Source organism: Streptomyces oceani (assembly GCF_001751245.1).
Lineage (GTDB): Bacteria > Actinomycetota > Actinomycetes > Streptomycetales > Streptomycetaceae > Streptomyces > Streptomyces oceani.
Genome location: NZ_LJGU01000127.1, coordinates 275537 through 301135 on the forward strand (window position 1 = coordinate 275537; position 25599 = coordinate 301135).

Annotated in this window: 22 protein-coding genes and 2 tRNA genes; 6 read left to right on the forward strand and 18 right to left on the reverse strand. The window is 70.0% G+C overall.

Annotated features, from left to right (window positions below; all coding sequences use genetic code 11):
* Nucleotides 1-24: 24 nt before the first annotated feature.
* On the reverse strand, nt 25-1908 hold the full coding sequence (gene lepA / locus AN216_RS14610) for a translation elongation factor 4 (protein WP_070197099.1): 1884 nt from the start codon (nt 1906-1908) through the stop codon (nt 25-27).
* 234 nt (nt 1909-2142) lie between these two features.
* Here lepA and rpsT point away from each other — a divergent pair, with 234 nt between their 5' ends.
* Complete coding sequence (gene rpsT / locus AN216_RS14615) at nt 2143-2409, forward strand: 30S ribosomal protein S20 (RefSeq protein WP_070197305.1); 267 nt, start codon at nt 2143-2145, stop codon at nt 2407-2409.
* A 591-nt stretch (nt 2410-3000) separates the two neighbouring features.
* On the forward strand, nt 3001-3348 hold the full coding sequence (locus tag AN216_RS14620; RefSeq protein WP_070197100.1) for a DUF1330 domain-containing protein: 348 nt from the start codon (nt 3001-3003) through the stop codon (nt 3346-3348).
* A gap of 140 nt (nt 3349-3488) precedes the next feature.
* Here the strand turns inward: AN216_RS14620 and AN216_RS14625 are convergent, their stop codons facing one another.
* Nucleotides 3489-4028, reverse strand: coding sequence for a sugar O-acetyltransferase (locus AN216_RS14625; protein ID WP_070197306.1), 540 nt, complete (start codon nt 4026-4028; stop codon nt 3489-3491).
* Nucleotides 4029-4159: 131 nt separating this feature from the next.
* On the opposite strand from AN216_RS14625, the gene holA reads away from it, so the two are divergent.
* The 3 genes from holA to AN216_RS14640 all read left to right on the forward strand — a co-directional run bounded on the left by holA (nt 4160) and on the right by AN216_RS14640 (nt 6146).
* Nucleotides 4160-5152, forward strand: coding sequence for a DNA polymerase III subunit delta (gene holA, locus AN216_RS14630; protein ID WP_070197101.1), 993 nt, complete (start codon nt 4160-4162; stop codon nt 5150-5152).
* Nucleotides 5153-5237: 85 nt separating this feature from the next.
* Nucleotides 5238-5480, forward strand: a complete 243-nt coding sequence (locus tag AN216_RS14635; RefSeq protein ID WP_070197102.1) for a hypothetical protein — start codon at nt 5238-5240, stop codon at nt 5478-5480.
* Between the two features lie 192 nt (nt 5481-5672).
* On the forward strand, nt 5673-6146 hold the full coding sequence (locus AN216_RS14640) for a pyridoxamine 5'-phosphate oxidase family protein (protein ID WP_070197103.1): 474 nt from the start codon (nt 5673-5675) through the stop codon (nt 6144-6146).
* A 39-nt stretch (nt 6147-6185) separates the two neighbouring features.
* Here AN216_RS14640 and AN216_RS14645 read toward each other — a convergent pair whose 3' ends face one another.
* The 13 genes from AN216_RS14645 to AN216_RS29255 form a co-directional block, all read right to left on the reverse strand.
* Complete coding sequence (locus AN216_RS14645) at nt 6186-8741, reverse strand: ComEC/Rec2 family competence protein (protein ID WP_420855745.1); 2556 nt, start codon at nt 8739-8741, stop codon at nt 6186-6188.
* A gap of 239 nt (nt 8742-8980) precedes the next feature.
* Nucleotides 8981-9655: a ComEA family DNA-binding protein gene (locus tag AN216_RS30245; protein ID WP_244502463.1), complete on the reverse strand. Its 675-nt coding sequence runs from the start codon at nt 9653-9655 to the stop codon at nt 8981-8983.
* An 883-nt stretch (nt 9656-10538) separates the two neighbouring features.
* Entirely contained in the window at nt 10539-11393 is an 855-nt protein-coding gene (locus tag AN216_RS14655) for a DegV family protein (protein ID WP_070197106.1), read from the reverse strand.
* 89 nt (nt 11394-11482) lie between these two features.
* Nucleotides 11483-12364, reverse strand: coding sequence for a hypothetical protein (locus AN216_RS29720; protein ID WP_070197107.1), 882 nt, complete (start codon nt 12362-12364; stop codon nt 11483-11485).
* 306 nt (nt 12365-12670) lie between these two features.
* Complete coding sequence (leuS, locus tag AN216_RS14665; RefSeq protein ID WP_070197108.1) at nt 12671-15601, reverse strand: leucine--tRNA ligase; 2931 nt, start codon at nt 15599-15601, stop codon at nt 12671-12673.
* Nucleotides 15602-15869: 268 nt separating this feature from the next.
* Nucleotides 15870-15942 (reverse strand) — tRNA-Ala (locus tag AN216_RS14670).
* Nucleotides 15943-16196: 254 nt separating this feature from the next.
* Nucleotides 16197-16430, reverse strand: coding sequence for a hypothetical protein (locus tag AN216_RS14675; protein WP_070197109.1), 234 nt, complete (start codon nt 16428-16430; stop codon nt 16197-16199).
* A gap of 295 nt (nt 16431-16725) precedes the next feature.
* Nucleotides 16726-16798 (reverse strand) — tRNA-Ala (locus AN216_RS14680).
* Between the two features lie 114 nt (nt 16799-16912).
* Nucleotides 16913-17563, reverse strand: coding sequence for a histidine phosphatase family protein (locus AN216_RS14685; RefSeq protein WP_070197110.1), 651 nt, complete (start codon nt 17561-17563; stop codon nt 16913-16915).
* Nucleotides 17560-17979 (reverse strand): ribosome silencing factor, encoded by a 420-nt coding sequence (rsfS, locus tag AN216_RS14690; protein ID WP_070197111.1) that lies wholly within the window; start codon nt 17977-17979, stop codon nt 17560-17562. The genes AN216_RS14685 and rsfS overlap by 4 nt, the downstream gene beginning before the upstream one ends.
* Before the next feature lie 219 nt (nt 17980-18198).
* Entirely contained in the window at nt 18199-20097 is a 1899-nt protein-coding gene (locus AN216_RS14695; RefSeq protein ID WP_070197112.1) for an LCP family protein, read from the reverse strand.
* A complete protein-coding gene (nadD, locus tag AN216_RS14700) occupies nt 20094-20753 on the reverse strand; it encodes a nicotinate-nucleotide adenylyltransferase (protein WP_070197113.1) in 660 nt (219 codons plus the stop codon). Before nadD ends, AN216_RS14695 begins: the two co-directional genes overlap by 4 nt.
* A gap of 118 nt (nt 20754-20871) precedes the next feature.
* Nucleotides 20872-21027: a hypothetical protein gene (locus tag AN216_RS29255; protein ID WP_170843126.1), complete on the reverse strand. Its 156-nt coding sequence runs from the start codon at nt 21025-21027 to the stop codon at nt 20872-20874.
* Between the two features lie 186 nt (nt 21028-21213).
* Here AN216_RS29255 and AN216_RS14705 point away from each other — a divergent pair, with 186 nt between their 5' ends.
* Nucleotides 21214-22335: a M48 family metallopeptidase gene (locus AN216_RS14705; protein WP_070197114.1), complete on the forward strand. Its 1122-nt coding sequence runs from the start codon at nt 21214-21216 to the stop codon at nt 22333-22335.
* 91 nt (nt 22336-22426) lie between these two features.
* Here the strand turns inward: AN216_RS14705 and AN216_RS14710 are convergent, their stop codons facing one another.
* The 3 genes from AN216_RS14710 to AN216_RS14720 all read right to left on the reverse strand — a co-directional run.
* A complete protein-coding gene (locus AN216_RS14710) occupies nt 22427-23506 on the reverse strand; it encodes an SCO2583 family membrane protein (RefSeq protein ID WP_070197115.1) in 1080 nt (359 codons plus the stop codon).
* 132 nt (nt 23507-23638) lie between these two features.
* Complete coding sequence (locus AN216_RS14715; RefSeq protein WP_070197116.1) at nt 23639-24319, reverse strand: SCO2584 family spore wall biosynthesis protein; 681 nt, start codon at nt 24317-24319, stop codon at nt 23639-23641.
* Nucleotides 24320-24381: 62 nt separating this feature from the next.
* Nucleotides 24382-25599, reverse strand: a 1218-nt coding sequence (locus tag AN216_RS14720) for a glutamate-5-semialdehyde dehydrogenase (RefSeq protein WP_070197117.1), incomplete at its 5' end; no start/stop codon positions are given.

Genomic DNA, 25599 nt, shown 5'->3' on the forward strand with positions numbered 1-25599 from the left:
CGCCACATGTCGCGGGTCCGAGCCCTACTTCTTGGCCTTCGCGTCGCCGGCTTTGCCATCGCCGCCGTCGCTGGAGAGCGCCGCGATGAACGCCTCCTGGGGCACCTCGACCCGGCCGACGACCTTCATCCGCTTCTTCCCCTCCTTCTGCTTCTCCAGCAGCTTCCGCTTCCGCGAGATGTCACCGCCGTAACACTTGGCCAGCACGTCCTTACGGATCGCCCGCACCGTCTCGCGTGCGATGATCCGCGAGCCGACCGCCGCCTGGATCGGCACCTCGAACTGCTGCCGCGGGATCAGCTCCCGCAGCTTCGTCGCCATCCGCACCCCGTAGGCGTACGCCTTGTCCTTGTGCACGATGGCGGAGAACGCGTCCACCCGATCGCCCTGCAACAGGATGTCGACCTTCACGAGATCGGCGATCTGCTCGCCGTTGGGCTCGTAGTCCAGCGAGGCGTATCCACGCGTCTTGGACTTCAGCGCGTCGAAGAAGTCGAAGACGATCTCGGCCAGCGGCAGTTGGTACCGCAACTCGACACGGTCCTCGGAGAGGTAGTCCATGCCCTGCAGGCTGCCGCGACGGGACTGGCACAGCTCCATGATCGCGCCGACGAACTCGCTGGGCGCGATGAGCGTCGAGCGCACCACCGGCTCGTGCACCTGGTCCACCTTGCCGGTGGGGAACTCGCTGGGGTTCGTGACGACGTGCGTGGCGCCGTCCTCCATGTCGACCTGGTAGATGACGTTCGGCGCGGTGGCGATCAGGTCCAGTCCGAACTCGCGCTCCAGACGCTCCCGGATCACCTCCAGGTGCAGCAGACCGAGGAACCCGACCCGGAAACCGAAGCCGAGAGCCGCCGAGGTCTCCGGCTCGTACACCAACGCCGCGTCGTTGAGTCGGAGCTTGTCCAGCGCGTCCCGCAGCTCCGGATAGTCCGAGCCGTCGAGCGGATACAGCCCGGAGAACACCATCGGCTTGGGCTCCTTGTAGCCGCTGAGCGGTTCCTCCGCGCCGTGGTTGAGCTGGGTGATCGTGTCACCCACCTTGGACTGGCGTACGTCCTTCACGCCCGTGATCAGATAGCCGACCTCACCGACGCCGAGCCCGTCGGCCGGGTTCATCTCGGGCGAGTTCGCGCCGATCTCCAGCAACTCGTGGGTGGCTCCCGTGGACATCATGCGGATGCGCTCGCGCTTGCCCAGCATGCCGTCGACGACCTTGACGTACGTCACCACGCCTCGGTAGGCGTCGTACACCGAGTCGAAGATCATGGCTCGCGCGGGCGAGTCCGCCACACCGACCGGCGGAGCGACCTGCTCCACCACCGCGTCGAGCAGGTCCTCGACACCCTCTCCGGTCTTGGCCGAGACCTTCAGCACGTCCGTCGACTCGCAGCCGATCAGATGGGCCAGTTCGGAGGCGAACTTCTCCGGCTGGGCCGCCGGCAGGTCGATCTTGTTCAGTACCGGGATGATGGTCAGGTCGTGCTCCATCGCCAGGTACAGGTTGGCGAGCGTCTGCGCCTCGATGCCCTGCGCCGCGTCCACCAGCAGGATGCAGCCCTCACACGCGGCCAGCGAGCGGGAGACCTCGTAGGTGAAGTCCACATGACCGGGGGTGTCGATCATGTTGAGGACATGCGGAACCGCCCCGTCCGTGCCACTCGTCGGCGCCCACGGCATCCGGACGGCCTGGGACTTGATCGTGATGCCGCGCTCCCGCTCGATGTCCATCCGGTCGAGGTACTGAGCGCGCATCTGTCGCTGCTCGACGACACCGGTCAGCTGGAGCATCCGGTCAGCGAGCGTCGACTTGCCGTGGTCGATGTGCGCGATGATGCAGAAGTTACGGATCAGTGCCGGCTCGGTGCGGCTCGGCTCAGGCACGTTCGAAGGGGTCGCGGGCACGCAGTGTCCTGTCGGTCAGTCGGTGAGGGCTCTCGGGTCATACGTCGCGTCCATGGTCCCATGAGCGCGCGCCCGCGGGGGAACGCCGACCGGATACGTGGAGGGCCACGGACGGCTGTTAGGCTTGCCCACTGTGTCTCGTGCCGGTAGCTCCACCGGAACTCCAGAAGTTCGGTGCGACGCCGCCCGGAAGGACACCAGCATCACACCTTCGAACACCGTAAGGGCACTTTCGTGGCGAACATCAAGTCCCAGATGAAGCGGATCAAGACCAACGAGAAGGCGCGGCAGCGCAACAAGGCGGTCAAGTCCGAGCTGAAGACCGCCATCCGGCGGACCCGTGAGGCCGTCGCCGCAGGCGACGCCGAGCAGGCGAACGTCGCTGTCCGGGACGCCGGCCGGAAGCTGGACAAGGCCGTCAGCAAGGGCGTGCTGCACAAGAACAACGCGGCCAACAAGAAGTCCGCGCTGGCTCAGAAGGTCAACTCGCTGCAGGGCTGAGCGCAGCCGCACAGCGCGAATCCGTCGGCACGGAACCGCGGACCCTCTCTCCGCCCGCGCCGAATGCGTCACTGGCACCGCACGCGGCCTGCGTTCGCCACGCGGGTGCGGTGTTCACAACCAGACAGCGAGCCCGTTCACGGGCTTGGCAGTACGGCCCGATCGGCTTCCGTCGATCGGGCCGTACGCGTGGCGCACGCACGTGAACCCGAGAACACTCCACCGGCTCGCACAGGCTTCCGGCGCGCCACGTCATGCGGATCACCGGAGCGGTATCCAGCAGGCATGGAAAGACGTACCACCACCCGCGCAGGCCAGCAGACCGGGAAGCACGACGGTGCGCACGGCGGTCGCCGCCATCGACTTCAGCCCACGAGGTCATGGGTCGACCTTCTGTTCACTCACGCTGTTCACTCACGCGGTGCCTCCCTGCCGGTCGATGCCGGCGCTGCCATCCCCGGCGCGAGACCCGTCGCTGATTTCCTTCCGTGTACGGGAACGGGCACGTCAATCACCTCTGAGGTCATCGACCCCGGCAAGCGCGCCGGACACCATGGTCGACACCCGAACCAGCCAGCGGAAAGGGACGCCATGCCCGCCTACGCCATAGCTCACCTGCGCGACGCCGCCCCCCACCCGGAGATCGCCGAGTACATGGAGCGCATCACCGGCACCCTCGAACCGTACGGTGGACGCTTCCTCGTGCACGTCACACGGCACGAGGTGAAGGAGGGCAGCTGGCCCGGAAGCGTCGTACTGATCAGCTTCCCCGGTATCGCCGAGGCGCGCGCCTGGTGGGACTCACCGGCCTACCAGGAGATCGCTCCACTGCGGTCTCGGCACATCGAAGGCGACATCATCCTCGTCGAGGGCGTCCCGGAGGGCTACTCACCGGCCTCCAGCGCCGCGCGGATGCGGGAGACAGCGGCCACCGAATAGCCTCCGACAGAGGCGGGACGGTGGCTTCCCACCCGCCGCCGCTCGTACGCGAATACACCCCGGCCTCGGTCCGCTCCGTACGACGCGCTCGCCATGGCCCCCGTACGGTCCTGGGTGCCTGGCGCGTACCAGCTCGGTCGTCAGGCGGCGATCTCGCGGACGACCCGGGCCGGGTTGCCGACCGCGACGACATTGGGCGGCAGATCCTTGACCACCACCGCTCCCGCCCCGACGACGGTGTTCTCGCCGATGGTCACTCCCGGGCAGACGATGACGCCCCCGCCCAGCCACACGTTGTCGCCGACCGTGATCGGCTCGGCGGCCTCCCATTTCGCTCGACGCTGCTCCGGGTCGACGGGATGGGTCGGCGTGAGCAGTTGCACGTTGGGGCCGAACTGGACGTCGGCGCCGATGGTGATCCTGGCCACGTCGAGCAGTACGGCGCCGAAGTTGATGAAGGTGCCCGGCCCGACGGTGATCTGGTAGCCGTAGTCCACATAGAGCGGTGGTCGTACCTCCGCACCAGCGCCCACCTCGGCCAGCAGCTCGGCGAGCAGCTTCCTGCGCCCTTCCGGGTCGGCGGCGGACGAGGCGTTGAACCGCTCGCTGAGCTGGGCCCCGCGCAGTGCGTCCGCGGCCAGTTCCGGATCGTCGGCGATATAGAGCTCCCCGGCGAGCATCCTGTCCTTCTGGCTGGTCACGGTGGTCCTCTCGCAACGACGGGCTCGGCACAAGCACCCCCAGTCTGCCAACCGGACTGGGCGGCCGTTACGCACCGCGCTGTCGGTGTGCCATGCGATGCTGGAGCACGATGGCCGCAACCCGTAGGAAACCGACGACCGACGACCCACTGGCGCGGGTCACTCTTGCCGTGGGCCAGGAGGAGCTGCTGCTGGATCGTGCGGTGAGCCATGTTCTCGCCGCCGCGCGCTCCGACGACCCGGACACGGACCTGCGCGAGTTGACCAGCCCCGAGTTGCAGCCCGGCACGCTGGACGAGCTGACCAGTCCCTCGCTGTTCGCCGAGCGGAAGGTGATCGTGGTGCGGGGGGCACAGGACCTGGCCTCGGACAGCGTGAAGGATCTCAAGCGTTACCTCGCCGCCCCGGCCGAAGAGATCATCCTGGTGTTGCTGCACGCGGGGGGCAACAAGGGCAAGGCGGTGCTGGAGGCCGCCCGATCCGCCGACGCTCGCGAGGTGGCCTGCGCCAAGCTGACCAAGCCGGCGGATCGAGTCGCCTTCGTGCGGGGGGAGTTCAGGTCGTTCGGGCGTTCCGCGACCCCGGAGGCGTGTCAGGTGCTGTGTGACGCCATCGGCAGCGATCTTCGGGAGCTGGCGTCCGCCTGCGCACAGCTCGTGGCCGATGTCGAGGGCACCATCGACGACTCGGTGGTCGCGCGCTATTACACCGGGCGGGCCGAAGCCTCCAGCTTCACCGTCGCCGACCGTGCGGTGGAGGGCCGTGCGGCCGAGGCCCTGGAGGCGTTGCGGTGGTCTCTCGCCACCGGTGTCGCGCCAGTGCTGGTGACCAGCGCTCTCGCGCAGGGTGTCCGGGCTGTCGCGAAGCTCGCCTCGGCGCCCAGCAGCATGGGCCCGGGTGATCTGGCGCGGGAGTTGGGCATGCCGCCCTGGAAGGTCAAGACGGTGCGGCAGCAGATGCGGGGCTGGTCCGCGGACGGGGTCGCGGTCGCGCTGCGGGCGGTCGCCGAGGCTGACGCGGGGGTGAAGGGCGGCAGCGCGGACCCGGAGTACGCGCTGGAGCAGGCGGTGCTGACGGTGTCCCGGGCCGCGCGTTCGCGGTGATCGTGGCTTCGGTGGTCTCAGTGGCTTCGGTGGCTAGGAGGAACAGCACACATGGCATGCTTCCTCTCATGCGGAGGATGACCCGTTGACCGACGTACGACACGTGCTGGTGCTGCCGGACCGGGACGCCGCCGAAGAGGTCGCCGAGCTGTTGTTGGAACGTTTCCACATGCCCGACGAACCTCGCGTGCTCAGGGACGAGTTGGCCGGCGAGGATGACGCGGAGGACGCGCAGTGGCTGGTGGTCGTGGAGGACCCGGAAGGGCGCTGGTCAGCTGACCGACTGGCGACACTGGCCGAGGAGTTCGAGGGCTGGCGGGAGAGCTGAGGACCGGGCGGGCCATCCGGGGCGTACCGACGGTGGCGTGCCTGGTTCGGGCGGAGCGGCTGCGGCGCTTGAGCTCGCTGGACGACCCCCGTACGCACCGGACTGCCGGGCCCGCAGTCGATGGCCTGAGGCACGGGCACTAGGACCCATGACGGATGGACGGCATGTCTCCCTCGCGCTAGCTTTCCGAGGGTGACACTCGACTCCGCGGCACGCACCCGCACGCAGCGCAAGCAGGAAGTACTGGAACGTTTGCGTACCGAGCACGACGTCTGGGTGGCGTCGGCCGATGCGGAGGGGACACCCTGCCTGGTGCCGCTGTCGCTGTACTGGGATGGTACGGCGATCTGGTTGGCCACCCGGGAGACCAATCCGACCGGGCGGAATCTGCGGACGGGCCGAAGCACCCGGCTCTCCTTTCCGGACACGCACGATGCCGTGCTGCTGGACGGCGGCGTGGAGACGTTCACCAAACGGGACATCGACGAGGCTACGGCGGACGCGTTCGCCGCACGCTGTGGTTGGGAGCCACGACGCTCGGCCGCCAGGGGTGTCGTGGGCGACTACGTCTACTTCCGGGTCACACTGACCGCTGTGCAAGCCTTCCGGGGACTGCACGAGATGCCCGAGCGGCATCTGATGCGTGAGGGCGAGTGGCTGGTCTGAGACGCCGTTGGGCTGTGCCACTCCGACCGGTGCGCGCCGTCATGGCCGTTCCTGGCCCGGCCGCCGGACGACAGCGTCACCGGATCCGGTCACGGACAACGCTCCGGAGATGTCGGTGCGCAGCACCAACGCTCCTTCCCTGCGCAGCGCGTGGACGGTACGGGGTGCCGGATGGCCGTAGTTGTTGTCGGCTCCACAGGAGATCAGCGCGATACGTGGGCTGAGCCGTCGCAGCAACTCGGCGTCCTGTCGTCCCGAACCGTGGTGGGCCACCTTCAGAACATCGACCTGCGGCAGGCCCGGGTGGGTGTCCAGCAGCTCTCGCTGGGCATCCGGCTCCAAGTCTCCGGGCAGGAAGAGTGTGAGCTTCCCGGAACGCACCAGCATCGTCACGCTCGAGTTGTTGGCGCCGTCCTCCGAACCGCCTGACGTGGACGGGTCTCCGTTGCCGTCCGGCCACAGCACCCGCCAGGACAGTGAGCCGACCTGACGTCGCTCGCCGGGTGCCGCACGTGTCATCGGGATTCCGGCTTCCCGCGCCGTGCGGCGTACGAACGCCGCCTGCCCCGGCGGCTCCGCCAAGCCGGTCGTCTGGATGGCGCCGACCGCACGGCCCCGCAGGACGCCCGGGAGTCCGGTCACATGGTCAGCGTGGAAGTGCGTCAGCAGCACCAGCGGCACCGTCGTGACACCCAGCGCACGTAGGCAGTCGTCCACCGCGTCCGGGTCCGGTCCGGAATCGACCACCACCGCGCTGTGGTCGCCCGATGCCAGCACCAGAGCATCACCCTGCCCCACATCGCAGGTCACGACCCGCCAGTCGGGCGGAGGCCAGCCGGTGAGCGGGCGGGTGACACCCTGCGGACGTAGCAGGGCGAGCAGAAGCAGGACCGCGCAGCAGGCGGACAGCCACGGGTGGCGCGGAAGCCTACGAGCGAGCACGGCCATGGCGGCGCTCAGGCCGGCGAGCAACAGAGCTCCGGCCCAACTGTCCGGCCATGCCACAACCGCTCCTGGCACGTCAGCTCCGGTGCGTGCGATGACCGCGATGCCTCCGGTGGGCCAACCGGCCAACCAGGCCAGCGCGGTGGCAACCGGCATGGCGAACGGGGCGACCGCGAGAGCGGCGAAGCCCAGCACCGTCGCGGGCGCCACAGCGAACTCCGCAAGGAGGTTGCAAGGCACCGCGACGAGACTCACGTGTCCGGAAAGCACCACCACCACGGGGGCGCACACGGCCTGCGCGGCGCCTGCCGCGGCGAGTGCCTCGGCGAGGCGTCCCGGCACCCCGCGCCGGCGCAGCGCCATGCTCCAACGCGGAGCCAGGAGAAGCAGCGAGGCGGTAGCCAGCACGGACAGCGCGAAGCCGAAGTCCTGGGCCAGCCAGGGATGCCACAGGACGAGCAGCAGCACGGCGGCGGCGAGCGCGGGGAGCATCGAACGCCGGCGTCCCGTACCGATCGCGAGAACGGTGATGAGTCCGCAGGCGGCGGCCCGCAACACGCTGGGCTCCGGACGGCACACCACCACGAATCCGAGGATCACCGAACCGGACAACAGCACGGTCCCCCGCAGGGAGATGCCCAATCGTGGGGCGATGCCACGTCGTTCGGCACGGGAGGCGGTGCCTGGCGGACCGATGAGCAGGACCAACAGGATGGTGAGATTACCGCCGCTGACAGCCAGCAGATGCAGCATGTCGGTGGTGCGGAACGCCTCGTCGAGTTCCTCCGGCACTCGGGTGGTGTCGCCCACGACCAGCCCCGGAAGCAGGGCTCTGGCGTCGGCGGCGAGCCCGTCGCTGGCTTCCCGCAGACCAGCTCGCAGCCCGCCGGCGGTGCGTTGCAGAGCGCTAGGGCCCTCGAGGATCGCGGGCGGTTCGCCATCCTGGACACTCAGCACGGCGGCGAGATCACGCGCGCCGTGCTCGGGGGCGTCCGGCAGCTGGAACCGCGCGTCCACACGCAGCCGAGAGGACGGCAACAGGTCCAGCCACTCCTCCTCCCTATCCGGTGTTGCGTGTACGGCGCTCCTCGCCGATTCCCGAGAATCCCCGCCGGCGGCTTCCCCGGATGCCGTGCTCGCGGTTATGGCCGGCGCTTCGTGTGACCGCACGAAGAGGAGTGCGGGCGCGCGTAGTCCGCCGGTGTCCGTCCCCTCGAAGTCGACACGGCTGATCTGGGCCGGCACCACGATCGTCCCCGGGGTCTGTCTGGGGCCATGTGTCCGTGGGGCGACAGCCCAGGGGTCACCGGTGACCTTCACCTCCACGGTTGCCCGCGCGTGTTCGCGCGCCAGACCGGGCACGGGACCACGGCGCAGGTCCGCGGTGTGCAGCGTGGCGGACGCCACACCCGCGGCAGCGGAACACAGGGCCATCGCCGCGGCCACCAGCACCCCACCCGGAAGCCGCGCCCTCCCACCAGATCCCCGGCACGGTTCGGATGCCGGCTCGGGAGCCCGCGTCGCCTGCCCGTCCGTTGGTGGAGCGGGCGGCGGGTCGGATTCGACTAGGGCTCTACCAGCCCGGCTGGCCGGCTCCGGAACAGTCCCTCCCGCCCATGGGCCGCGTGCACAGCGTGTCCACAGCAACAGCAGCAGTGCCGACAGGAAGCAGCCCGCCGACAGCACCACGGCCTGAACGCCCGTCACCCGTAGACCAATCGCGGCCGCGGCCCAGGTGGCGAGTGCGGAGGGTACGAGTCGGAGGTCCAGTGGCCCCTCCTGCCGTTGATCCCTCGCTCCCCGCCGGTGGTTGACGGACCCGGGCGACGGGGGCCGCCCCGGCGCGCAGCGCCCTTCCGTCCTGTCTGGCGCCGGTGCCGTGCCGCCCGTCACGGGATGACCAGCGATTCGAGTTCGGCGAACCGGGCCTCTCCGATCCCGCTGACCTCCTTGAGCTGCTCGATCGAGGCGAAGCCGGCGTGCTCAGTGCGGAATTCGATGATGTGCTGGGCGAGTACGGGGCCGACTCCCGGCAGTTGCTCCAGTTGCTGCGCCGAGGCGGAGCTGAGGCTGATCCTGCTCTGCGCGACCCCGGCGCCCCCGGTGGACGCACCGGATGGATCGGACGGGGCGGAACCGGGGGGTGCGGCGCCCGCGGCCGCCGGGGCTGGCGGCTTGTCGCCGACGCTGATCTGTTCCCCGTCGACGAGACGCCGTGCCTGGTTAAGGCCCTTGGTGTCCGCGCCCGATGTGAGGCCCCCGGCTGCCTTGAGCGCGTCGGTGACCCGGGATCCCGGTGGGAGCCGTTGGATTCCCGGGTCCTCCACATCGCCGGTGACCTCCACCGTGACTCGCTTGCCCCCGGAGGCACTTGGCTCAGGGGCTTCATCGGAGGTGGGAGAGCCGGCGGACACCTTGGGTGGTCGAACCGGCTGCGGCCGTCCGCTCCAGAAGTGGTGCACGGCGAAGCCGACCGCGACAAGCAGCACCACAGCGAGAGCGGCCAGGGTCTTCGGTTCCACTCCACAGCGCAACTGGACCCACGGTGGCAGTCGTTCCAGCACGGCGAGCCGCCCTCGGCCCTGCCGCCCCACCGGACGCTGACCGCTTTCGCGGCGGCACTCCTCCTCGTCCTCGAGCGTCTCGCCAGGCGATCGTGAATACGATCCGACTCCCCGTTTCCGTACGGAAGATGGCACTCCACGGGCAAGCGGCTCCGGGCGGTCATGTCCAGCTGCACGCGCCGCACACGGGCGTGGCGGGACCGTGCGCCCGGCCCGGCTACGCCGAACCGCCGCCCGCGCCACGGAGATCGCCACGCCGCGCGGCAGCTGCTGATCAGGCGAGGATGGGTGGACGGCGGCGCGGTCCGGGACGAGCGCTTCAGCGACGACGGTTCCGGCCGTCACCGGCCCCGGAGCCCGCACTGAGCGAGCTTCGGTCGGGCGGGTCGGCTCCGGGCGCCCCAGGACACGGCAGCCCCGCCCCGGAGAAGCCAGTGACTGCCCCGTGAGCGACCGGTCGCCGCTCCAGCGGCCCTCGGCGGGCGCACCGTCCGGCAACGCTCCGTTCCGCACCGCACCGTCCCGTACCGCACCGTCTCCCGGCGTGCTCAGCGCGGGACGTGTACGGGTCGGGGGCGGACCGCTCCCCGGCAGGTGCGCGCTTACGGACAGCGGCCGGGTCGACGACGGTTGGTTCCCTGCCACCGGTCCGCCTGGAGGTGAGGTGGGGAAGAGGGCCGCCACCCGGCCGGGGAAGGGCGACGGTGCGCTGTCCCGGCGGTGGCGAAGTCGACTGGCAGAGCCGCGACCTGGGCCGGGGTGTCCGGGTCCACGGGTGTCACGGTGAGATCGAGAGTTCATGGGCCGACGCTAAGGTGGCCCACGGGGAACAAATGATCTTGCTCGTCTTCTGGGGACAACTGTCGGCTTGTGGAAAGTTCGCTCACTCGTTCCGGTGAAGTGAGACCACCGTGCCGAGCAGACCCGGACCGGTATGCGCGCCGATGACCGCTCCCACCTCGCTCACCTGCAGACTCTTCAGCCCGGGGACCCGTGAACGCAGCCGATCGGCTAGTTGCTCCGCCCGCTCCGGAGCAGCGAGATGATGCACCGCGAGATCCACGTCCAGTTCGCCGGCCTTGCCCACGGCGATCTCCTCCAGGCGAGCCAGTGCCCGTGAGGCCGTCCGCACCTTCTCCCGCAAGCCGATGCTTCCGTCCGCCAACTCCAGGAGTGGCTTGACGGCCAGGGCGGAGCCCAACAGGGCTTGGGCGGCACCGATCCGACCACCTCGTCGGAGATAGTCCAGGGTGTCGACGTAGAAATAGGCGGAGGTCGCCTCGGCTCGTCGTGACGCGGCGGCCGCCACGTCGTCCAGCGTGCCGCCCGCTGCCGCGGTCTCGGCCGCCGCCAGCGCGCAGAAGCCCAGGGCCATGGCCACCATTCCGGTGTCCAGCACGCGCACCGGCAGTGGTGCTTCCCTGGCGGCGAGGCAGGCGGCGTCGTACGTACCCGAAAGCTCCGCGGACAGGTGCAGCGAGACGACGCCTGACGCCCCGGCGTCGGCCGCTTCCTGATAGGTCTCGGCGAAGGCCGCCGGACTGGGGCGGGACGTGGTGACCGGACGTCTCTTGTGCAGAGCCTCGGCAAGCGAGTCCGCCGAGATCTCCGTGCCTTCCTCCCATGCCTGTCCGTCCAGCACGACGGTCAACGGCACCGTACGCACCTGGCACGCTGCCGGAATCGCCGGCGGCAGATAGGCCGTGGAGTCGGTGACAACAGCGACATGGTGGTGCATGGAAGGGAGATTATCCCCGCTCGCCCGCGGTCAGCAGCCCAGGCCCGGCGGCTGGCATGCCGCTCGCCCGTCCACGGACGCCGGCTCTCTCAGCGTTCACTGTCAGGGCGTCCCTTACGCAGGTCATGTGGCTTGCCCGAGGGCTCGGCCTCCGGGTCGCCCGCCTCCCACCGCGCTCTCGGGTCCAGGGCCTGGCTAACGGCGTCCGGCAGGGTCGGCTCCTGCGCCGGCGTCAGCGCTGCCGGCCCACTCCCGGTGTCGCGCTGAGCCTCGTCCACGGGCCGCTGGCCACCGTGCGCGGCCGGCTCCTCCACGGCAGCGACCGACTCTCCCGGCGCGGCCGGAGCCGAACGGTCCCCCACGGAACGCCCGCTTCTCGGCGGCCCCTCCTCCGCCTCGGCGGCGCCCGCCCGTGGCTGGGCCGGGTCCCGCCAGCCCCGCAGCGCGCCCGACTCGATCTCGATCTGCTCCCGTAGCGAACCCAGCGAGTCAGTGGTGTCGTAGTCCCGCGCCCGCTCCTGGGCGGCGAAACGCAGCGAGTCGGCGGATTCCTTGATGGACGCGACGCGCTCACGTGCCTCCGGCAGCCTCTCGGCGACTCGGGCACGGTCCGGCTCCCGCTCCATCAGCAGGCGCAACTCGCCGTCCAACTGTCGGGCGTGCTCATGCAGCCGGTCGAGCAGACCGAGAGCCTCACGCAGCGAGGGGTCGTCGTCCGCACCGGCGTCCAGGACACCCCGAGTGTGATCAATGGACGCGCGCAGCTCCAGCCTCAGCCGTGCGACCTGGCCCACCGGACCCGGCTGCGCGCTCTTCGCCTTGAGCCCCGTCTCCTCCACGGTCCGCCGCACCTGACTGCCCGTACGCTCCACGCCCCGACGCACCGCACGCGCCGTCCGGACGGTGAGCATGATCCCGAGGGTCACGAAGATCACGAAGAGCACGGCGAGCACTCCGATGACGAATTCCACTCGCGCTCCCTCGTCAGACTTTCCCGGTCCGTGCGCCTGCCATCGCGCGCACGGCAACACGCACCGCGCGCGGCACCTCCAGGGTAAACGGCAAGCAGAGGCGTGGGGTTCCACCCGTCCCGGACACTTCCCCCGGCGGCCCCTTAGGGGGTCCGGGGTGCCGTCCCGTCTTCCGGGGCCTCGTGAGTCCGGGTGTTCCGGGTGCCCAGTCCGGGTGTTCCGGGTGCCCAGTCCGGGTGTTCCGGGTGCCCAGTCCGGGTGTTCCGGGTGCCCAGTGTGTGCGGGAACGGGTGAAGCGCTCCGATGTCAGCTCGGGACGATGTTCACCAGCTTGGGAGCCCGCACGATCACCTTACGGACCGACATGCCTTCCATCGCCGAGGCCACCGCGGGACTCGCCAGCGCCAGCGCCTCCAGGTCCGCGTCCGTGATCGACGGCGACACCTCCAGTCGGGCCTTCAGCTTGCCCTTGATCTGTACGACGCAGGTCACCGACTCGTCCACGACGTACGCCGGGTCGGCGACCGGGAAGTCCGCGTACACCAGGGAGGTCTCGTGGCCGAGCCGGTGCCACAGCTCCTCCGCGATGTGCGGCGCCAGCGGGGCGATCAGCAGGACAAGCTGCTCGACGACCCCGCGCGGCACCACGCTCTGCTTGGTGAGGTGGTTGTTCAGCTCGGTCACCTTGGCGACGGCGGTGTTGAACCGCAGTCCGGACAGGTCCTGCCGGACGCCGTCGATCGCCTTGTGCAGCGCACGCAGGGTGTCCTCGTCCGGTTCCGTGTCGGCGACCCGGACCTCGCCGGTGGCCTCGTCGACGACGTTCCGCCACAGTCGCTGCAGCAGCCGGTGCTGGCCGACGACAGCGCGCGGGTCCCAGGGCCGGGAGACGTCCAGCGGCCCCATCGCCATCTCGTAAAGCCGCAACGTGTCGGCGCCGTAGTCGGCGAAGATCTCGTCCGGAGTGACGGCGTTCTTCAGGGACTTGCCCATCTTGCCCAGCTGCCGGGAGACCTGCTCGCCCCGGTGGAAGTACTGCCCGTCGCGCTCCTCCACCTCGGCCGCGGGAACGACGATGCCACGGCGGTCCCGGTAGACGAACGCCTGGATCATGCCCTGGTTGTACAGCTTGTGGAAGGGCTCGGAGGAGGAGGTGTGGCCCAGGTCGAACAACACCTTGGACCAGAAACGCGCGTACAGCAGGTGAAGTACGGCGTGTTCCTGGCCTCCGACGTACAGGTCGACCCCGCCGTGCGGAATGCCCTCCCGCGGGCCCATCCAGTACCGCTCCACCGTCGGGTCGACCGGCGCCTCGTCGTTGCGCGGGTCCAGATACCGCAGCTCGTACCAGCAAGAACCGGCCCAGTTGGGCATGGTGTTGGTTTCCCGCCGATACGCACGCGGCCCGTCGCCCCGCCCCAGGTCCAGGGTGACGTGCACCCAGTCGTGGTTCCGGGACAGTGGCGTCTCGGGAGTGGTCGCCGCGTCGTCGGGATCGAAGGTGCGCGGCGAGTAGTCGTCGACCTCTGGGAGTTCCAGCGGCAGCATCGACTCCGGCAGCCCGTGCGCGACGCCCTGCTCGTCGTAGACGATCGGGAACGGCTCGCCCCAGTACCGTTGCCGGCTGAACAACCAGTCCCGCAGCCGGTAATTGACCACACCGGCGCCGATCCCCTGGGCCTCCAGCCACTCGGTGACCTTCGCCTTGGCCTCCGTCACTCCCAGACCGTCGATGGTGATCCGCGGGCCGGCGGAGTTCACGACGCGCGCGTCGTACGAGACGAACGCGTCGTCCCAGTCCGCCGGGTCGTTGCCCCGCCCGTCGGCGGGCTCCACCACACACCGCATGGGCAGTTCGAAAGCCCGCGCGAACGCGAAGTCACGGTGGTCGTGCGCCGGCACCGCCATGATGGCGCCCGTGCCGTATCCCATCAGCACGTAGTCGGCGACGAAGACCGGCACCTGCTCGCCGCTGACCGGATTGGTGGCGTACGCACCGGTGAACACACCGGTCTTGTCCTTGACCTCGGCCTGTCGTTCCACGTCCGACTTGGCCGCGGCCTGTGCCTGGTACGCGGCGACCGCGTCCCGTGGGCTGCCGTGTCCGCCGGTCCAGGTCTGGTGCGTACCCTCCGGCCAGGCGTCCGGGACGATGTCGGCGACCAGCTCGTGCTCCGGGGCCAGCACGACGTAGGTCGCGCCGAACAGGGTGTCCTGTCGCGTCGTGAACACGCTGATCGTGGCCTCGCCCGCGGGCCCGCCACCGGCGTCGCCGGCCGACTCGACCGGGCGGGCGGACTGCCGCGGCACCGGAAAGTCGACGTGCGCGCCCTCGCTGCGTCCGATCCAGTTCCGCTGCGCCAGCTTGATCGACTCCGGCCAGTCCAGCCCTTCCAGGTCGTTCACCAGCCGGTCGGCGTACGCGGTGATGCGCATGTTCCACTGACGCAGCTTGGCCTTGAACACCGGGAAGTTGCCGCGTTCCGAGCGGCCCTCGGCGGTGACCTCCTCGTTGGCCAGCACGGTGCCAAGCCCCGGGCACCAGTTCACGGGGGCGTCGGAGGCGTACGCCAGCCGGTACTCGCCCAGCAGTTCGGCGCGTTGTACCTCCGTGAGTTCCGCCCAGCTGGCGTGACCCTCGGGGGTGGGGCGGCGCCCGCTCTCGAACTCGGCCACCAGCTCGGCCACCGGGCGGGCACGGTCGGCCTCCGCGTCGTACCAGGAGTCGAAGATCTGCAGGAAGATCCACTGGGTCCACCGGTAGAACTCCGGGTCGGTCGTCGCCACCGAGCGCCGCTGGTCGTGGCCCAGACCCAACCGCCGCAGCTGGGAGCGCATGTTGACGATGTTCGCCTCGGTCGACTCCCGCGGGTGGGTGCCGGTTTGCACGGCGTACTGCTCCGCGGGCAGACCGAACGCGTCGAAGCCCAGGGTGTGCAGGACGTTGTGCCCGGTCATTCGCTGGTATCGGGCGGCCACGTCGGTGGCGATGTAGCCCAGCGGGTGGCCGACGTGCAGCCCCGAGCCGGAGGGGTACGGAAACATGTCCATGAAGAACTTCTTGGGCTTGGCGACCATGTCGGGATCGCCGCCCAGCTCGCCCGCGCCGGGGTTGGGGGCCTCGTACGTGCCCTGTTTCTCCCAGAAGTCCTGCCAGCGTGTCTCGATGTCGGCGGCCATGGCCGCCGTGTAGCGATGGGGGGCCGCGGCCTCGGCGGCAGTCGTCGTCTCGCTCATCGTCCTCAAAGCTCCATCGGTCGTCCCTGCTTAGCCAAATGAAAAATCCCCTCACACAGGAGGGGATGCCGCGCCGACTCCGCCCCGCTACCCACGGGGCGGGACTGGTCAGCGCGGCCGGCTAAGGAGAAGGCGTACGGCACGCATGCGGCCAGCCTACCGCAAGGGCTCCGAGCCCCTGCCCGTTTCGCTGCGGCCCGCAGCAGAAACGGGCCACCCGTACATCGGGTGACCCGTCGAAGCCCCACGCACACCACGTGAGGGAGTGTGGAGCTAAGGAGAATCGAACTCCTGACCTCTTGCATGCCATGCAAGCGCTCTACCAACTGAGCTATAGCCCCGGGAATGGTCCGCCCGAAAGACGAAGCAGTGACCTGCCGAGAGTTCGGCGGCTGCACTGGTGCGTCCTCGCGCGGCGTCGCCCACTGTACACGGCCGGCCGTGTGCTCTGCCACTTCGCACCCGGGCGACGGTACGGGACTCTCCACCGGGCGCGCCCCGCTCCGACCCGCTGTGCCCAACCGGGCGCACAACGGGGGCGTTCGGGAAGCAGCCGGCGAGGCTACGCGCCTCGGAGCCGGGAGCGCCGGAACAGTCAGGCCGTGGCGAACGAGTAGAAGCGCTTCAGCGTGCAGTGTTCCTCGAGCAGCCGACCGTAGATCGGCTCACCGTCCAACTCCCGGTACGTCTCGATCGGATCGCCGCGTATGATCAGCGCCCGCGCGCACTCCTCGCACCAGTACTGGTACTCCAGGTTGGCCGGCTCCATGTCCCGGACGATCGGAGTACCGCTGTTGCACCAGTCGCACTTGCGGCTGTGAGCCCCCATCAGTCAGCTCCAGGTGTGGCCACAGGCCGTGCACACGTAGGAAACTCCTCCATTGTCGCCGAGCACCTGGGCGATGTTCGATGATCCACAGACGGGGCAGCCAAGGACCGTCGCGGCCATCGCTTCCGTCCTTTCCTCAGCCCCGCCCTCTCCCTTAGACGATTCTGCCATGTTCTCGTCCTGGGCATGAGCCTCGTCCGCGGACGCCTCGCCGAAACCACCCGTAGCCGGACGGCGGACATCACGGAACGACGAGAAAGGCCACCCGCGGAGCTGCGGGTGGCCTTTCCGGCTGTGGAGCTAAGGAGAATCGAACTCCTGACCTCTTGCATGCCATGCAAGCGCTCTACCAACTGAGCTATAGCCCCGTGCGGGAACGGACAGCAGCCTAACCGGTGGACACCCGGATTGAGAAATCAAGGGTCGTGCCCGCTGGGCACCCGCCCGTGTGCCGCCAGCCGAGCGCGGTCCACCGCGCCGACTCAGTCGTCATCGCCGAGCACCGGCTCCGGGAGACTGCCGGCGTTGTGCTCCAGCAGCCGCCAGCCGCGTACGCTCTCGCCCAGCACCGACCAACAGCAGTTGGAGAGCCCGCCGAGCGCCTCCCAGGTGCCGGGCTGAAGTCCCAGCAAACGTCCGATGCTCGTACGGATCGTGCCACCGTGGGCGACGACCACGAGCGTCCCGTCCTCCGGCAGCTTCTCCACGTTGCGCTCGATCACCGGAGCGGCTCGGTCCGCGACCTCTGTCTCCAACTCGCCACCACCGCGACGAACGGGTTCCCCCCGCTTCCAGGCGGCGTACTGCTCGGCGTACCGCTCCACGATCTCGTCGTGGGTCAGCCCCTGCCAGGCACCGGCGTACGTCTCGCGCAGGTTCTCGTCGTGGGAAACCTCGAGGCCCGTCACCGCGGCCAGTTCCGCCGCGGTCTCACGGGTCCGCAGCAGGTCCGAGGCGACGATCGCGTCCGGCCGCAGCGCGGCGAGCAGCCGAGCCGACCGCCGGGCCTGGGCGACACCACCCTCGGTCAACTCGATGTCGGTCGTCCCCTGGAAACGTCGTTCGAGGTTCCAGGCCGTCTGACCGTGCCGCCACAGCACGACCTTCCGTGCGTACCCACCGCCACCACTCACTGAGCTTCTCCCGCCTGTGCCTCCTCCTGGCTGCCCCTGCCGTGTGAGGCCTTGGCGTCCTTTGGCAGCTCGAGTTGCGGGCAGTCCTTCCAGAGGCGTTCCAGCGCGTAGTAGACACGTTCCTCAGCGTGTTGGACGTGTACCACGATGTCCTCGAAGTCGAGGAGCACCCAGCGACCCTCGCGTTCTCCCTCCCGGCGCACGGGTTTGGCGCGGTGCTCGGTGAGCAGTGCCTCCTCGACCCCGTCGACCACCGACTTGACCTGTCGGTCGTTGGGCGCCGAGACGAGGAGAAAGGCGTCGGTGAGCACGAGGACGTCGCTGACGTCGTACGCGATGATGTCGTGTCCGAGCTTGTCGGCGGCGGCCTGGGCGGCCGTGTTGATCAGCTCGATGGAACGGTCCGTGGCGGTCACAGGCGAGGCTTCCGGTCGGGGTGGGTGTGGGTCAGGCACTGTCAGGTCGCGTCCGCGTGCACGACCAAGACGGTCGTACGACGCCGCGTCCGGGCAGCAGGCGAACTCCAGGATCTCACGCCCGCCCGTGGCCCCTCACCGGTTCACGCGGTGCGCCGTTTCACACCCCGTACCTCTCGCTCGGCGCCGTCTCCCCCGCTCCTCCGCTCAGCTGCTCCGCTAGTTCTCGTAGTCCTCGCCCAGTACGACCGTGACGTCCGCGTTCCCGCCGGCCTTGCCCTTCGTCACGGAGTCGGCGGGCAGACCGAGCGTCTCGGCGACCTCCCCGGCCTTCTCCTTGTGCGCCGCCTCGGCGTAACTCACCTCGGAGGTCCGTCGCGTGGCGTCGTCCGAGTCCCCGCCCACCACGGTGAAACCGCCGTTGACGAGCGTGACCCGGGCCGAGTCGTACGCGCCCTTGGCACCCGCGGCGTTTCGCACCCGCACCGTGGGCGCGGCCTCCTGGTCGGAGTTCCGGGCCGTTCCGCCCAGCACCTCCTTGACCAGCCCCTGGCTGGTCTTGTCGCTGAGCGTGCCGTTCCGCCGCACTGGCAGCGTCCGAGTGTCGTACGCGTCGTCCCGCACGCGCTGGGAGAGTCCGGCGAGCGTGGCGCCGAGCGAGCCCTCGGACAGCGAGGGGTCCAGGATCTGCCCGAGGTTACGCACGGTCTTGGTGGCGGCGGCCTTGTCGTCCGGGACCTTGCCCAGGGTGGCCTCCATGACCTGCCCGAACCGGGCGAGCTGCGCGCTCTTCGACTCGCCGGTTTCTCGGTGGGTGGCGTACGCGACCGCGGCCCGACCGTCCAGCGTCTTCCTCTCGCCGCGCTCGGTCACCGGCTTGTCACCCTTCTTGGCGCCCGGCACGGTGGCGTCCGGAGTGACGGGGACGCCACCGACCGAGTCGACAAGGATCTCCAGGAAGGGCGTGTCCAGCCGCCAGGTCCCCTTGATCTCCGCGCCGAACAGCCGGTTCAGCGCCTCCCGGGTCGGGGTCGCCCCCTCGCTCTCCACCGACTTCCCGAGAGTGGTCGTGCCGCCGTCGCCCGTGGACACCGACAGCGAGCTGGGCAGCAGCAGGGTGGTGCCACGCTCGGCGGTGGCGTTGTCGACGAGCAGGGCGGTGGAGCTCGACTCGCTGTCCGTGTCGCGCAGATGCACGACGGTCACGTCGCGCTGCTGCCCGGCGGCCGGAGTGTCCTCGGTGGCCGTACCGCCGAGCCCGGGGATCTTGCCCGCGCGCCAGAGGTAGCCGGTGCCGCCCAGCAGGAGGAGCACGAGCAGCACGATCAGCGCGGACTTCCGGTTTCGGCCGCGACGCTTCGCCTCCTCCCGACGCTCGGTGCGACTCTCAGTGAACTTCAGCCAGTCGATGACGTCTTCGGAGTCGTCCGACTCCTGATCGACGAAGGAGAACTGCTCGGTGTCGTAACCGCCGTCGTCGCCGGTGGCGGGCTTCCCGGTCTCGCCGAGCCCGCTCGCGCCGGACCCGCTCTCGCGGCTCCGGTTCTCGGCTGAAGGGGGTTGTGCCTGCCGGGGCACCCGGCCACTCGTGTCAGCCGTCGCCCCGTACGGGTCGTACGGGTCGTACGGGGCGTCGTAGCCGTAACTCCCGGGTACGGGCTGTTGTTGGCCGCTGTCCGTCGCTGGCCCGTAGGGGTCATAGCCGTAGCCGCCGTCAAGCTGCTGGGCCTGCTGGGCCTGCTGGGCCTGCTGGGCCTGCTGGTACGCGGCACCCTGCTGCCCGCCGTACGTGTCCGCGTACCGATGCTGCTCGTACTGCTCCGGCTGCGGTCCGCCCTGCCCGGTGCCGTACGGGTCGTAGCCGCCGTACCCCGAGTCCTGGGTGCCGTAGGGGTCGTAGGCCGAGTACGGACCGTACGTCCCCTCCTGCCCGTACGGCGTCCCCTGTCCGGGCGCCCACTGCCCGTACGGCGCCCCCGCCTGGCCGTACGACGAGCCCGCACCCTGATCACCCTGCGGCTGCCGGGCGTCCTGCTGATAGACGGGCTGGCCGTAGGCGTCGTAGCCGACGATCTGGGGCTGCTGCCCGTACGGGTCGTCACCGTAACCGTCGGTCACGTGCAGGCCCCCTCCGCTCTGTTGCGGTACAACTGCCGCTTGCTGATGTAGCGCACGACACCATCCGGCACCAGATACCAGACCGGATCGCCACGTTCCACCCGCGCGCGACAATCGGTCGAGGAGATGGCGAGCGCGGGGACCTCGACGAGCGAGACCCCGCCGTCCGGCAGTCCCGGATCGGCCAGCGTGTGCCCTGGCCGGGTCACGCCGATGAAGTGCGCCAGTCCGAAGAGTTCCTCCGCGTCCCGCCAGGTCAGGATCTGCGAGAGGGCGTCGGCACCGGTGATGAAGTAGAGGTCGGCGTCCGGGTTCTCGGCGCGCAGGTCGTGCAGGGTGTCGATGGTGTACGTACGGCCGCCGCGGTCGATGTCGCTACGGCTGACGGAGAACTGCGGATTTGACGCCGTGGCGATGACGGTCATCAGATACCGGTCCTCGGCCGGCGAGACCCGCTGGTGGGTCTTCTGCCAGGGTTGTCCGGTCGGGACGAACACCACCTCGTCGAGATGGAACCGCGCCGCCACCTCGCTCGCCGCGACGAGGTGTCCGTGGTGCACGGGATCGAAGGTGCCGCCCATCACCCCGAGTCGCCGCCGGCCGGCGCCGCCCGTTTCGCTTTCGCCACTGCCGCCAGGCACTATGCGCTCTCCCATGCGAGCTGACCCTAGTCGAGTACGTCGAACGCCCGGCTCGTGGGACGGGCGACCCGCGGCACGCCGCCGGGCTCTCCCACGCGGCGTTCCGACGACCTGCGCTCCGCCGAAACGCGGCTCAGCGGTCCCGGTTGAAGCGGGTGGTGATCCACAGCAGCAAGAGCAGCCCGACGAACGCCCCGATGCCGATGACGTATGCCGTGGAGCCCTGTTCGCCCCCACCACCGGAGGCGACGGCGACGAGGGCGTCGTGCGCGGAGTTGCTCAGAGTCATTGTCGGTCGAACCCATCCAGAAGTGTGCGGGCAAGTAGCGTGCTGGCGAGGAGCGGCCGGAGCCGCCCGCGAGTCACTGGCCACATGGTATGCGAAGCCGAGTGTCCCAACCCTGGAACGGTCCCCCGTACCCTCGGACACAGCAATTAGGCTGACACTCCCAGCCGAAGAGGGGGATCAACCACCATGACCAACGGAACGGACGGCGCCGAGCGCCTCCCCGGCCGTGACCGCCGCCGGTTCCCGGGCATCTCTTCCCGGGCCTACGAACACCCCGCCGACCGCACGGCCCTGGTGGCCCTGCGCAAGCTCACCGGTTTCGACACGGCGTTCAAGGCCCTGAGTTCGCTGTTGCGCGAACGCAGCATGCGGCTGCTCTACCTCTCCAACGCGGTGCGGGTGAGCGACGAGCAGTTCGTCCACCTGCACGAGATGCTGCGGGACGCCTGCTACATCCTGGACCTGGAGAAGGTCCCCCCGATGTACGTCAGTCAGGACCCCCAGCCCAACGCGATGTGTGTCGGGCTGGACGAGCCCGTCATCGTCGTCACCACCGGTCTCGTCGAACTCCTCGACGAGGAGGAGATGCGGGCGGTGGTCGGGCACGAGGTGGGGCACGCGCTCTCTGGGCACGCGGTGTACCGCACCATCCTGCTGTTCCTGACGAACTTCGCCACCAAGGTCGCCTGGATTCCGCTGGGCAACGTCGCCGTGATGGCGATCGTCACCGCCCTGCGCGAGTGGTTCCGTAAGGCCGAACTGACCGCGGACCGTGCCGGTCTGCTGGTCGGGCAGGACCTGCAGGCCTCGATGCGCGGGCTGATGAAGCTCGCCGGAGGCAACCACCTGCACGAGATGAACGTCGATGCCTTCCTGCGGCAGGCCGAGGAGTACGAGTCGGGCGGCGACCTGCGGGACTCCGTGCTGAAGATCATGAACGTCCTGCCGCGCACCCATCCGTTCCCGGTCGTGCGGGCCGCCGAGCTGCGCAAGTGGGCGGCGACCAGGGAGTACCAGCGGATCATGGAGGGTCACTACGAACGGCGGGAGGACGACGAGGAGTCCTCGGTCAGTGACTCGTTCAAGCAGTCCGCGAACCACTACGCCGAGTCCATGAAGGCCAGCAAGGACCCGCTGGCCGGCCTGGTCCGGGACATCGCCGGCGGCGCGGGAGACCTCGGCGGCAAGCTGCGGGACACCTTCGCCGGCGGCCGTCGCCCGGGCGGCGACAGTGCCGGTGGCGGCTCCAACGGCGGTGCCGGTGGCAAGGACGACAGCGGTTCAGCGGACGGCGACGACAACCGCTGAACACGGACGTGGCGCCTGCGCCCCCGGTCGTACGTAGCCGTGCGGGCTGCGGACGTACGGCTACGTACGACCGGGGGTGGGCGCTGCGGGCCTACTCGTCCGCCGGGCTGGGCTGGGCCGAGTCCGCCAGCACTCCGCAGGTGGCCCGCCCCCGGTCATACGGATTCTCCCCGGCCGGCCCGCCGTCCGGGGCACGCTGGCCCGCCAGCAGCGGGTTCAGCGTCTCCGCCGCGTCGGCGGAGCAGGCCATCGGCCCGGCTCGGGTGGTGGCCTGCGCGACCCGGACCTGATGCTCCCGTAGGTCCTCCCGGTCCAGTTCGAAGCGCATGTCGCGGTGCACGGTGAAGAGCGAGGCCCGCTCGGCCGCCGCTTCGCCGTCGCCCGATCCGGCGGGCCGTACGGCGTAGACGAAGACGTGGTCGGCGGTGATCTCCAGCACACCCGAGCGGGACTCCTCGACCGCGAGCGTGCCGTTGACCCGGACCTGCTTCGCGGCCAGCGCCACCTTCGCCGGGTCGAACCGGACCATCCAGCCTGTGCTGGCGTGTTTCCCGTCCGCCCTGGGGTGCTCCACGCTCTGGTCGAACTGCCCCCGCTGTTCCGCGTCCACCAGGTTCCGTACCGGACGCACCGCACCGCCGGTGAGCACGCTCGGGTCCATCGAGCTGGACACCAGATAGTCCTTGACGATGGTCAGGGCGTTCAGCACCTCGCTCCGCGCGAAGCCGCCGGTCTGGTGCACCGTCGGCAGTGTGATGCCCTCGGCGCCGGCACGGAACTGCGCCGCCGGGCTGTGCTTGAACAGGTCCGCCGGAGTGGAACCCGGCACCTCACCCCGTGGTTGGAGTGGCAGCGTGGTCGAGCGCATCGGTCCGGACGGCGTGCTCTCGATGCCCGGAAAGGGATTCCGGATGCCCATGAAGACAGCCGTGCCGAAGGCCAGCACGATCAGCAGCATCAGCACGATGGCCTGCTTCGAGGCCCGGAAGGGGCGCCTGCCGGGAGGCGTCGGGCGGCTGCGTACGGCGGCGTGCTCCTCGTCGTCCAGGCGCTCCTTGGCGGAGTACTCCTGGAGCCGGGCGGCCTCCACGAACGACTCGTCGAAGACGACGGAGCGGTACTCGTCGTCGCCTCCCGGCGTCCCCTCGTCAGGTTCCTCACGCCCGGCCATACGGACAGGGTAGGTCGCCGGGAGCCACGTTAAACGCCCGCCGTCGAAGCAACCTTCCAACCGCCGGACCGCCCTCGCGTCGACGGGGCCGCACCGCGGACGTGCCGCCGTCCGGAGATGGACCGTCCATGATCAACCGATCACACGGCTCGTCCCGACCGGCTCCGCGAAGGTGCCGGACGGGGCGCCGGTCTTCACCCGGTCGCGCTCGGCCGAGGGTGCGCCCACACCCGTGGAGGGTGGCGGTGTGGGCTCCTGTCGCTGGCTGGTGGCACCGCGGTAGACGGCGGCGAACGCCAACGCCACCACCCCGATGCCCATCACCACGGCGAGCACCCAGGCGACCGGCCGCTGCCACCGCGCGTGCCCGCGATAGGCAGGCGGAGGACCGTCCTCCGGGCCGTATCGGTCCCCGAAGGCCCAGCCGTGCTCATACCCCTGGTCGAGGACGTCGTCGAAACCCCCGGGCGCAGAGCCAGGTCCGGGCGTCCGACCTGGCCAGCCGTCCGGTCCGGTCAGCTCTCCGGAACCGAAGCTGGCGTGCCCGCTCGGACCGTACGCCCCCGGCTCCCAGGCACCCGGGCCGTGGGTGTACGGCAGGTCGTCGTACGGCCCGCGCGACTCGCTGTCCGGGTGGGACGGCTGCGGGGCAGCCAGTATCCGTTCGGCCGCGGTGGGCTCATGGACCTCGGCGCCCCGCACGAAGTCCTCATCGAACACCACGGCGGCGAACTCGTCGTCCGCGTCTCCGTGGTGGCGGTCCTCGGGCTCTTCGCCGTGCGGGTACGGCTGGCCCCCCACATCCTCCGGCACATCGTCCAGCCTAGACCGATCCGGACGATTTGGGCAGTGAGCGCCGGAAACGGGACAAGGGTTCAGTCGCGGGTGTGACCGTCGCCCGTGACGACGTACTTCGTCGCCGTCAGCTCCGGCAGCCCCATCGGCCCCCTGGCGTGCAGTTTCTGCGTGGAGATGCCGATCTCCGCGCCGAACCCGAACTGCCCGCCGTCGGTGAACCGCGTCGAGGCGTTGACCATCACCGCCGTCGAGTCGACGAGCGCCGTGAAGCGGCGGGCCGCCGCCGCGTCCCGGGACACGATCGCCTCGGTGTGCCCCGAGGTCCACTCCCGGATGTGCGCGACCGCCGCCTCCAGGTCTGGTACGACGGCCGCGGCGATGTCGTACGAGAGGTACTCCGTGCCCCAGTCCTCCACGGTGGCCGGCACCACCCGCGCGTCGGCGCGCTGCCATGAGGCGTCACCGTGCACCGTCACCCCGGCCGCGGCCAGCGCGTCGAGGGCGCGCGGCAGGAAAGCCTCGGCGACGTCCGCGTGCACGAGGACCGTCTCCGCGGCGTTGCACACGCTGGGGCGCTGCGCCTTGGAGTTGACCAGGACGTCCACCGCCATGTCCAGGTCGGCGGACGCGTCCACGTACACGTGGCAGTTGCCGACCCCGGTCTCGATGACCGGCACGGTGGACTGCTCGACCACCGACCGGATCAACGACGCGCCGCCCCGCGGGATCAGCACGTCGACCAGGCCGCGGGCCCGCATCAGCTCCGTCGCGGACTCCCGCCCCTCGCCCGGCACCAGTTGCACGCAGTCCGCCGGCAGTCCCGCCTCGTGGAGCGCGTCCCGCAGTACTCCGACCAGCGCGGTGTTCGAGGCGTACGCCGAGGAGGAGCCGCGCAGCAGCACCGCGTTGCCGGACTTGAGGCAGAGCGCGGCGGCGTCCACGGTGACGTTCGGGCGCGCCTCGTAGATGATCCCGACGACGCCGAGCGGGACCCGCACCTGGCGCAGGTCGAGGCCGTTGGGCAGCGTGCGGCCGCGCACCACCTCGCCCACCGGATCGGGCAGCGCCACCACGTCCCGTACGTCCGAGGCGATGGCGGCGACCCGCTCGGCGGTGAGGGTCAACCGGTCCACGACCGCCTCCGGGGTGCCGGTGGCCCGGGCTCGGGCGACGTCCTGGACATTGGCGGCCAGGATCTCGTCCGTACGCGCCGACAGCGCGTCGGCGACGGCGTGCAGCGCCGCGTCCCGCGCCGTGCGCGACTGCGGCGCCAGCACGGCGGCTGCTGTACCGTA

What these genes read in the sequence shown, in the direction of transcription:
- AN216_RS14620 (WP_070197100.1), top strand. Translation starts at nt 3,001, where the DNA reads ATGCCCGCCTACGCCATAGCTCACCTGCGCGACGCCGCCCCCCACCCG.
- AN216_RS14625 (WP_070197306.1), bottom strand. Translation starts at nt 4,028, where the DNA reads ATGCTCGCCGGGGAGCTCTATATCGCCGACGATCCGGAACTGGCCGCG.
- holA (WP_070197101.1), top strand. Translation starts at nt 4,160, where the DNA reads ATGGCCGCAACCCGTAGGAAACCGACGACCGACGACCCACTGGCGCGG.
- AN216_RS14655 (WP_070197106.1), bottom strand. Translation starts at nt 11,393, where the DNA reads ATGCACCACCATGTCGCTGTTGTCACCGACTCCACGGCCTATCTGCCG.
- leuS (WP_070197108.1), bottom strand. Translation starts at nt 15,601, where the DNA reads ATGAGCGAGACGACGACTGCCGCCGAGGCCGCGGCCCCCCATCGCTAC.
- AN216_RS14675 (WP_070197109.1), bottom strand. Translation starts at nt 16,430, where the DNA reads ATGGGGGCTCACAGCCGCAAGTGCGACTGGTGCAACAGCGGTACTCCG.
- nadD (WP_070197113.1), bottom strand. Translation starts at nt 20,753, where the DNA reads ATGGGAGAGCGCATAGTGCCTGGCGGCAGTGGCGAAAGCGAAACGGGC.
- AN216_RS29255 (WP_170843126.1), bottom strand. Translation starts at nt 21,027, where the DNA reads ATGACTCTGAGCAACTCCGCGCACGACGCCCTCGTCGCCGTCGCCTCC.
- AN216_RS14705 (WP_070197114.1), top strand. Translation starts at nt 21,214, where the DNA reads ATGACCAACGGAACGGACGGCGCCGAGCGCCTCCCCGGCCGTGACCGC.
- AN216_RS14710 (WP_070197115.1), bottom strand. Translation starts at nt 23,506, where the DNA reads ATGGCCGGGCGTGAGGAACCTGACGAGGGGACGCCGGGAGGCGACGAC.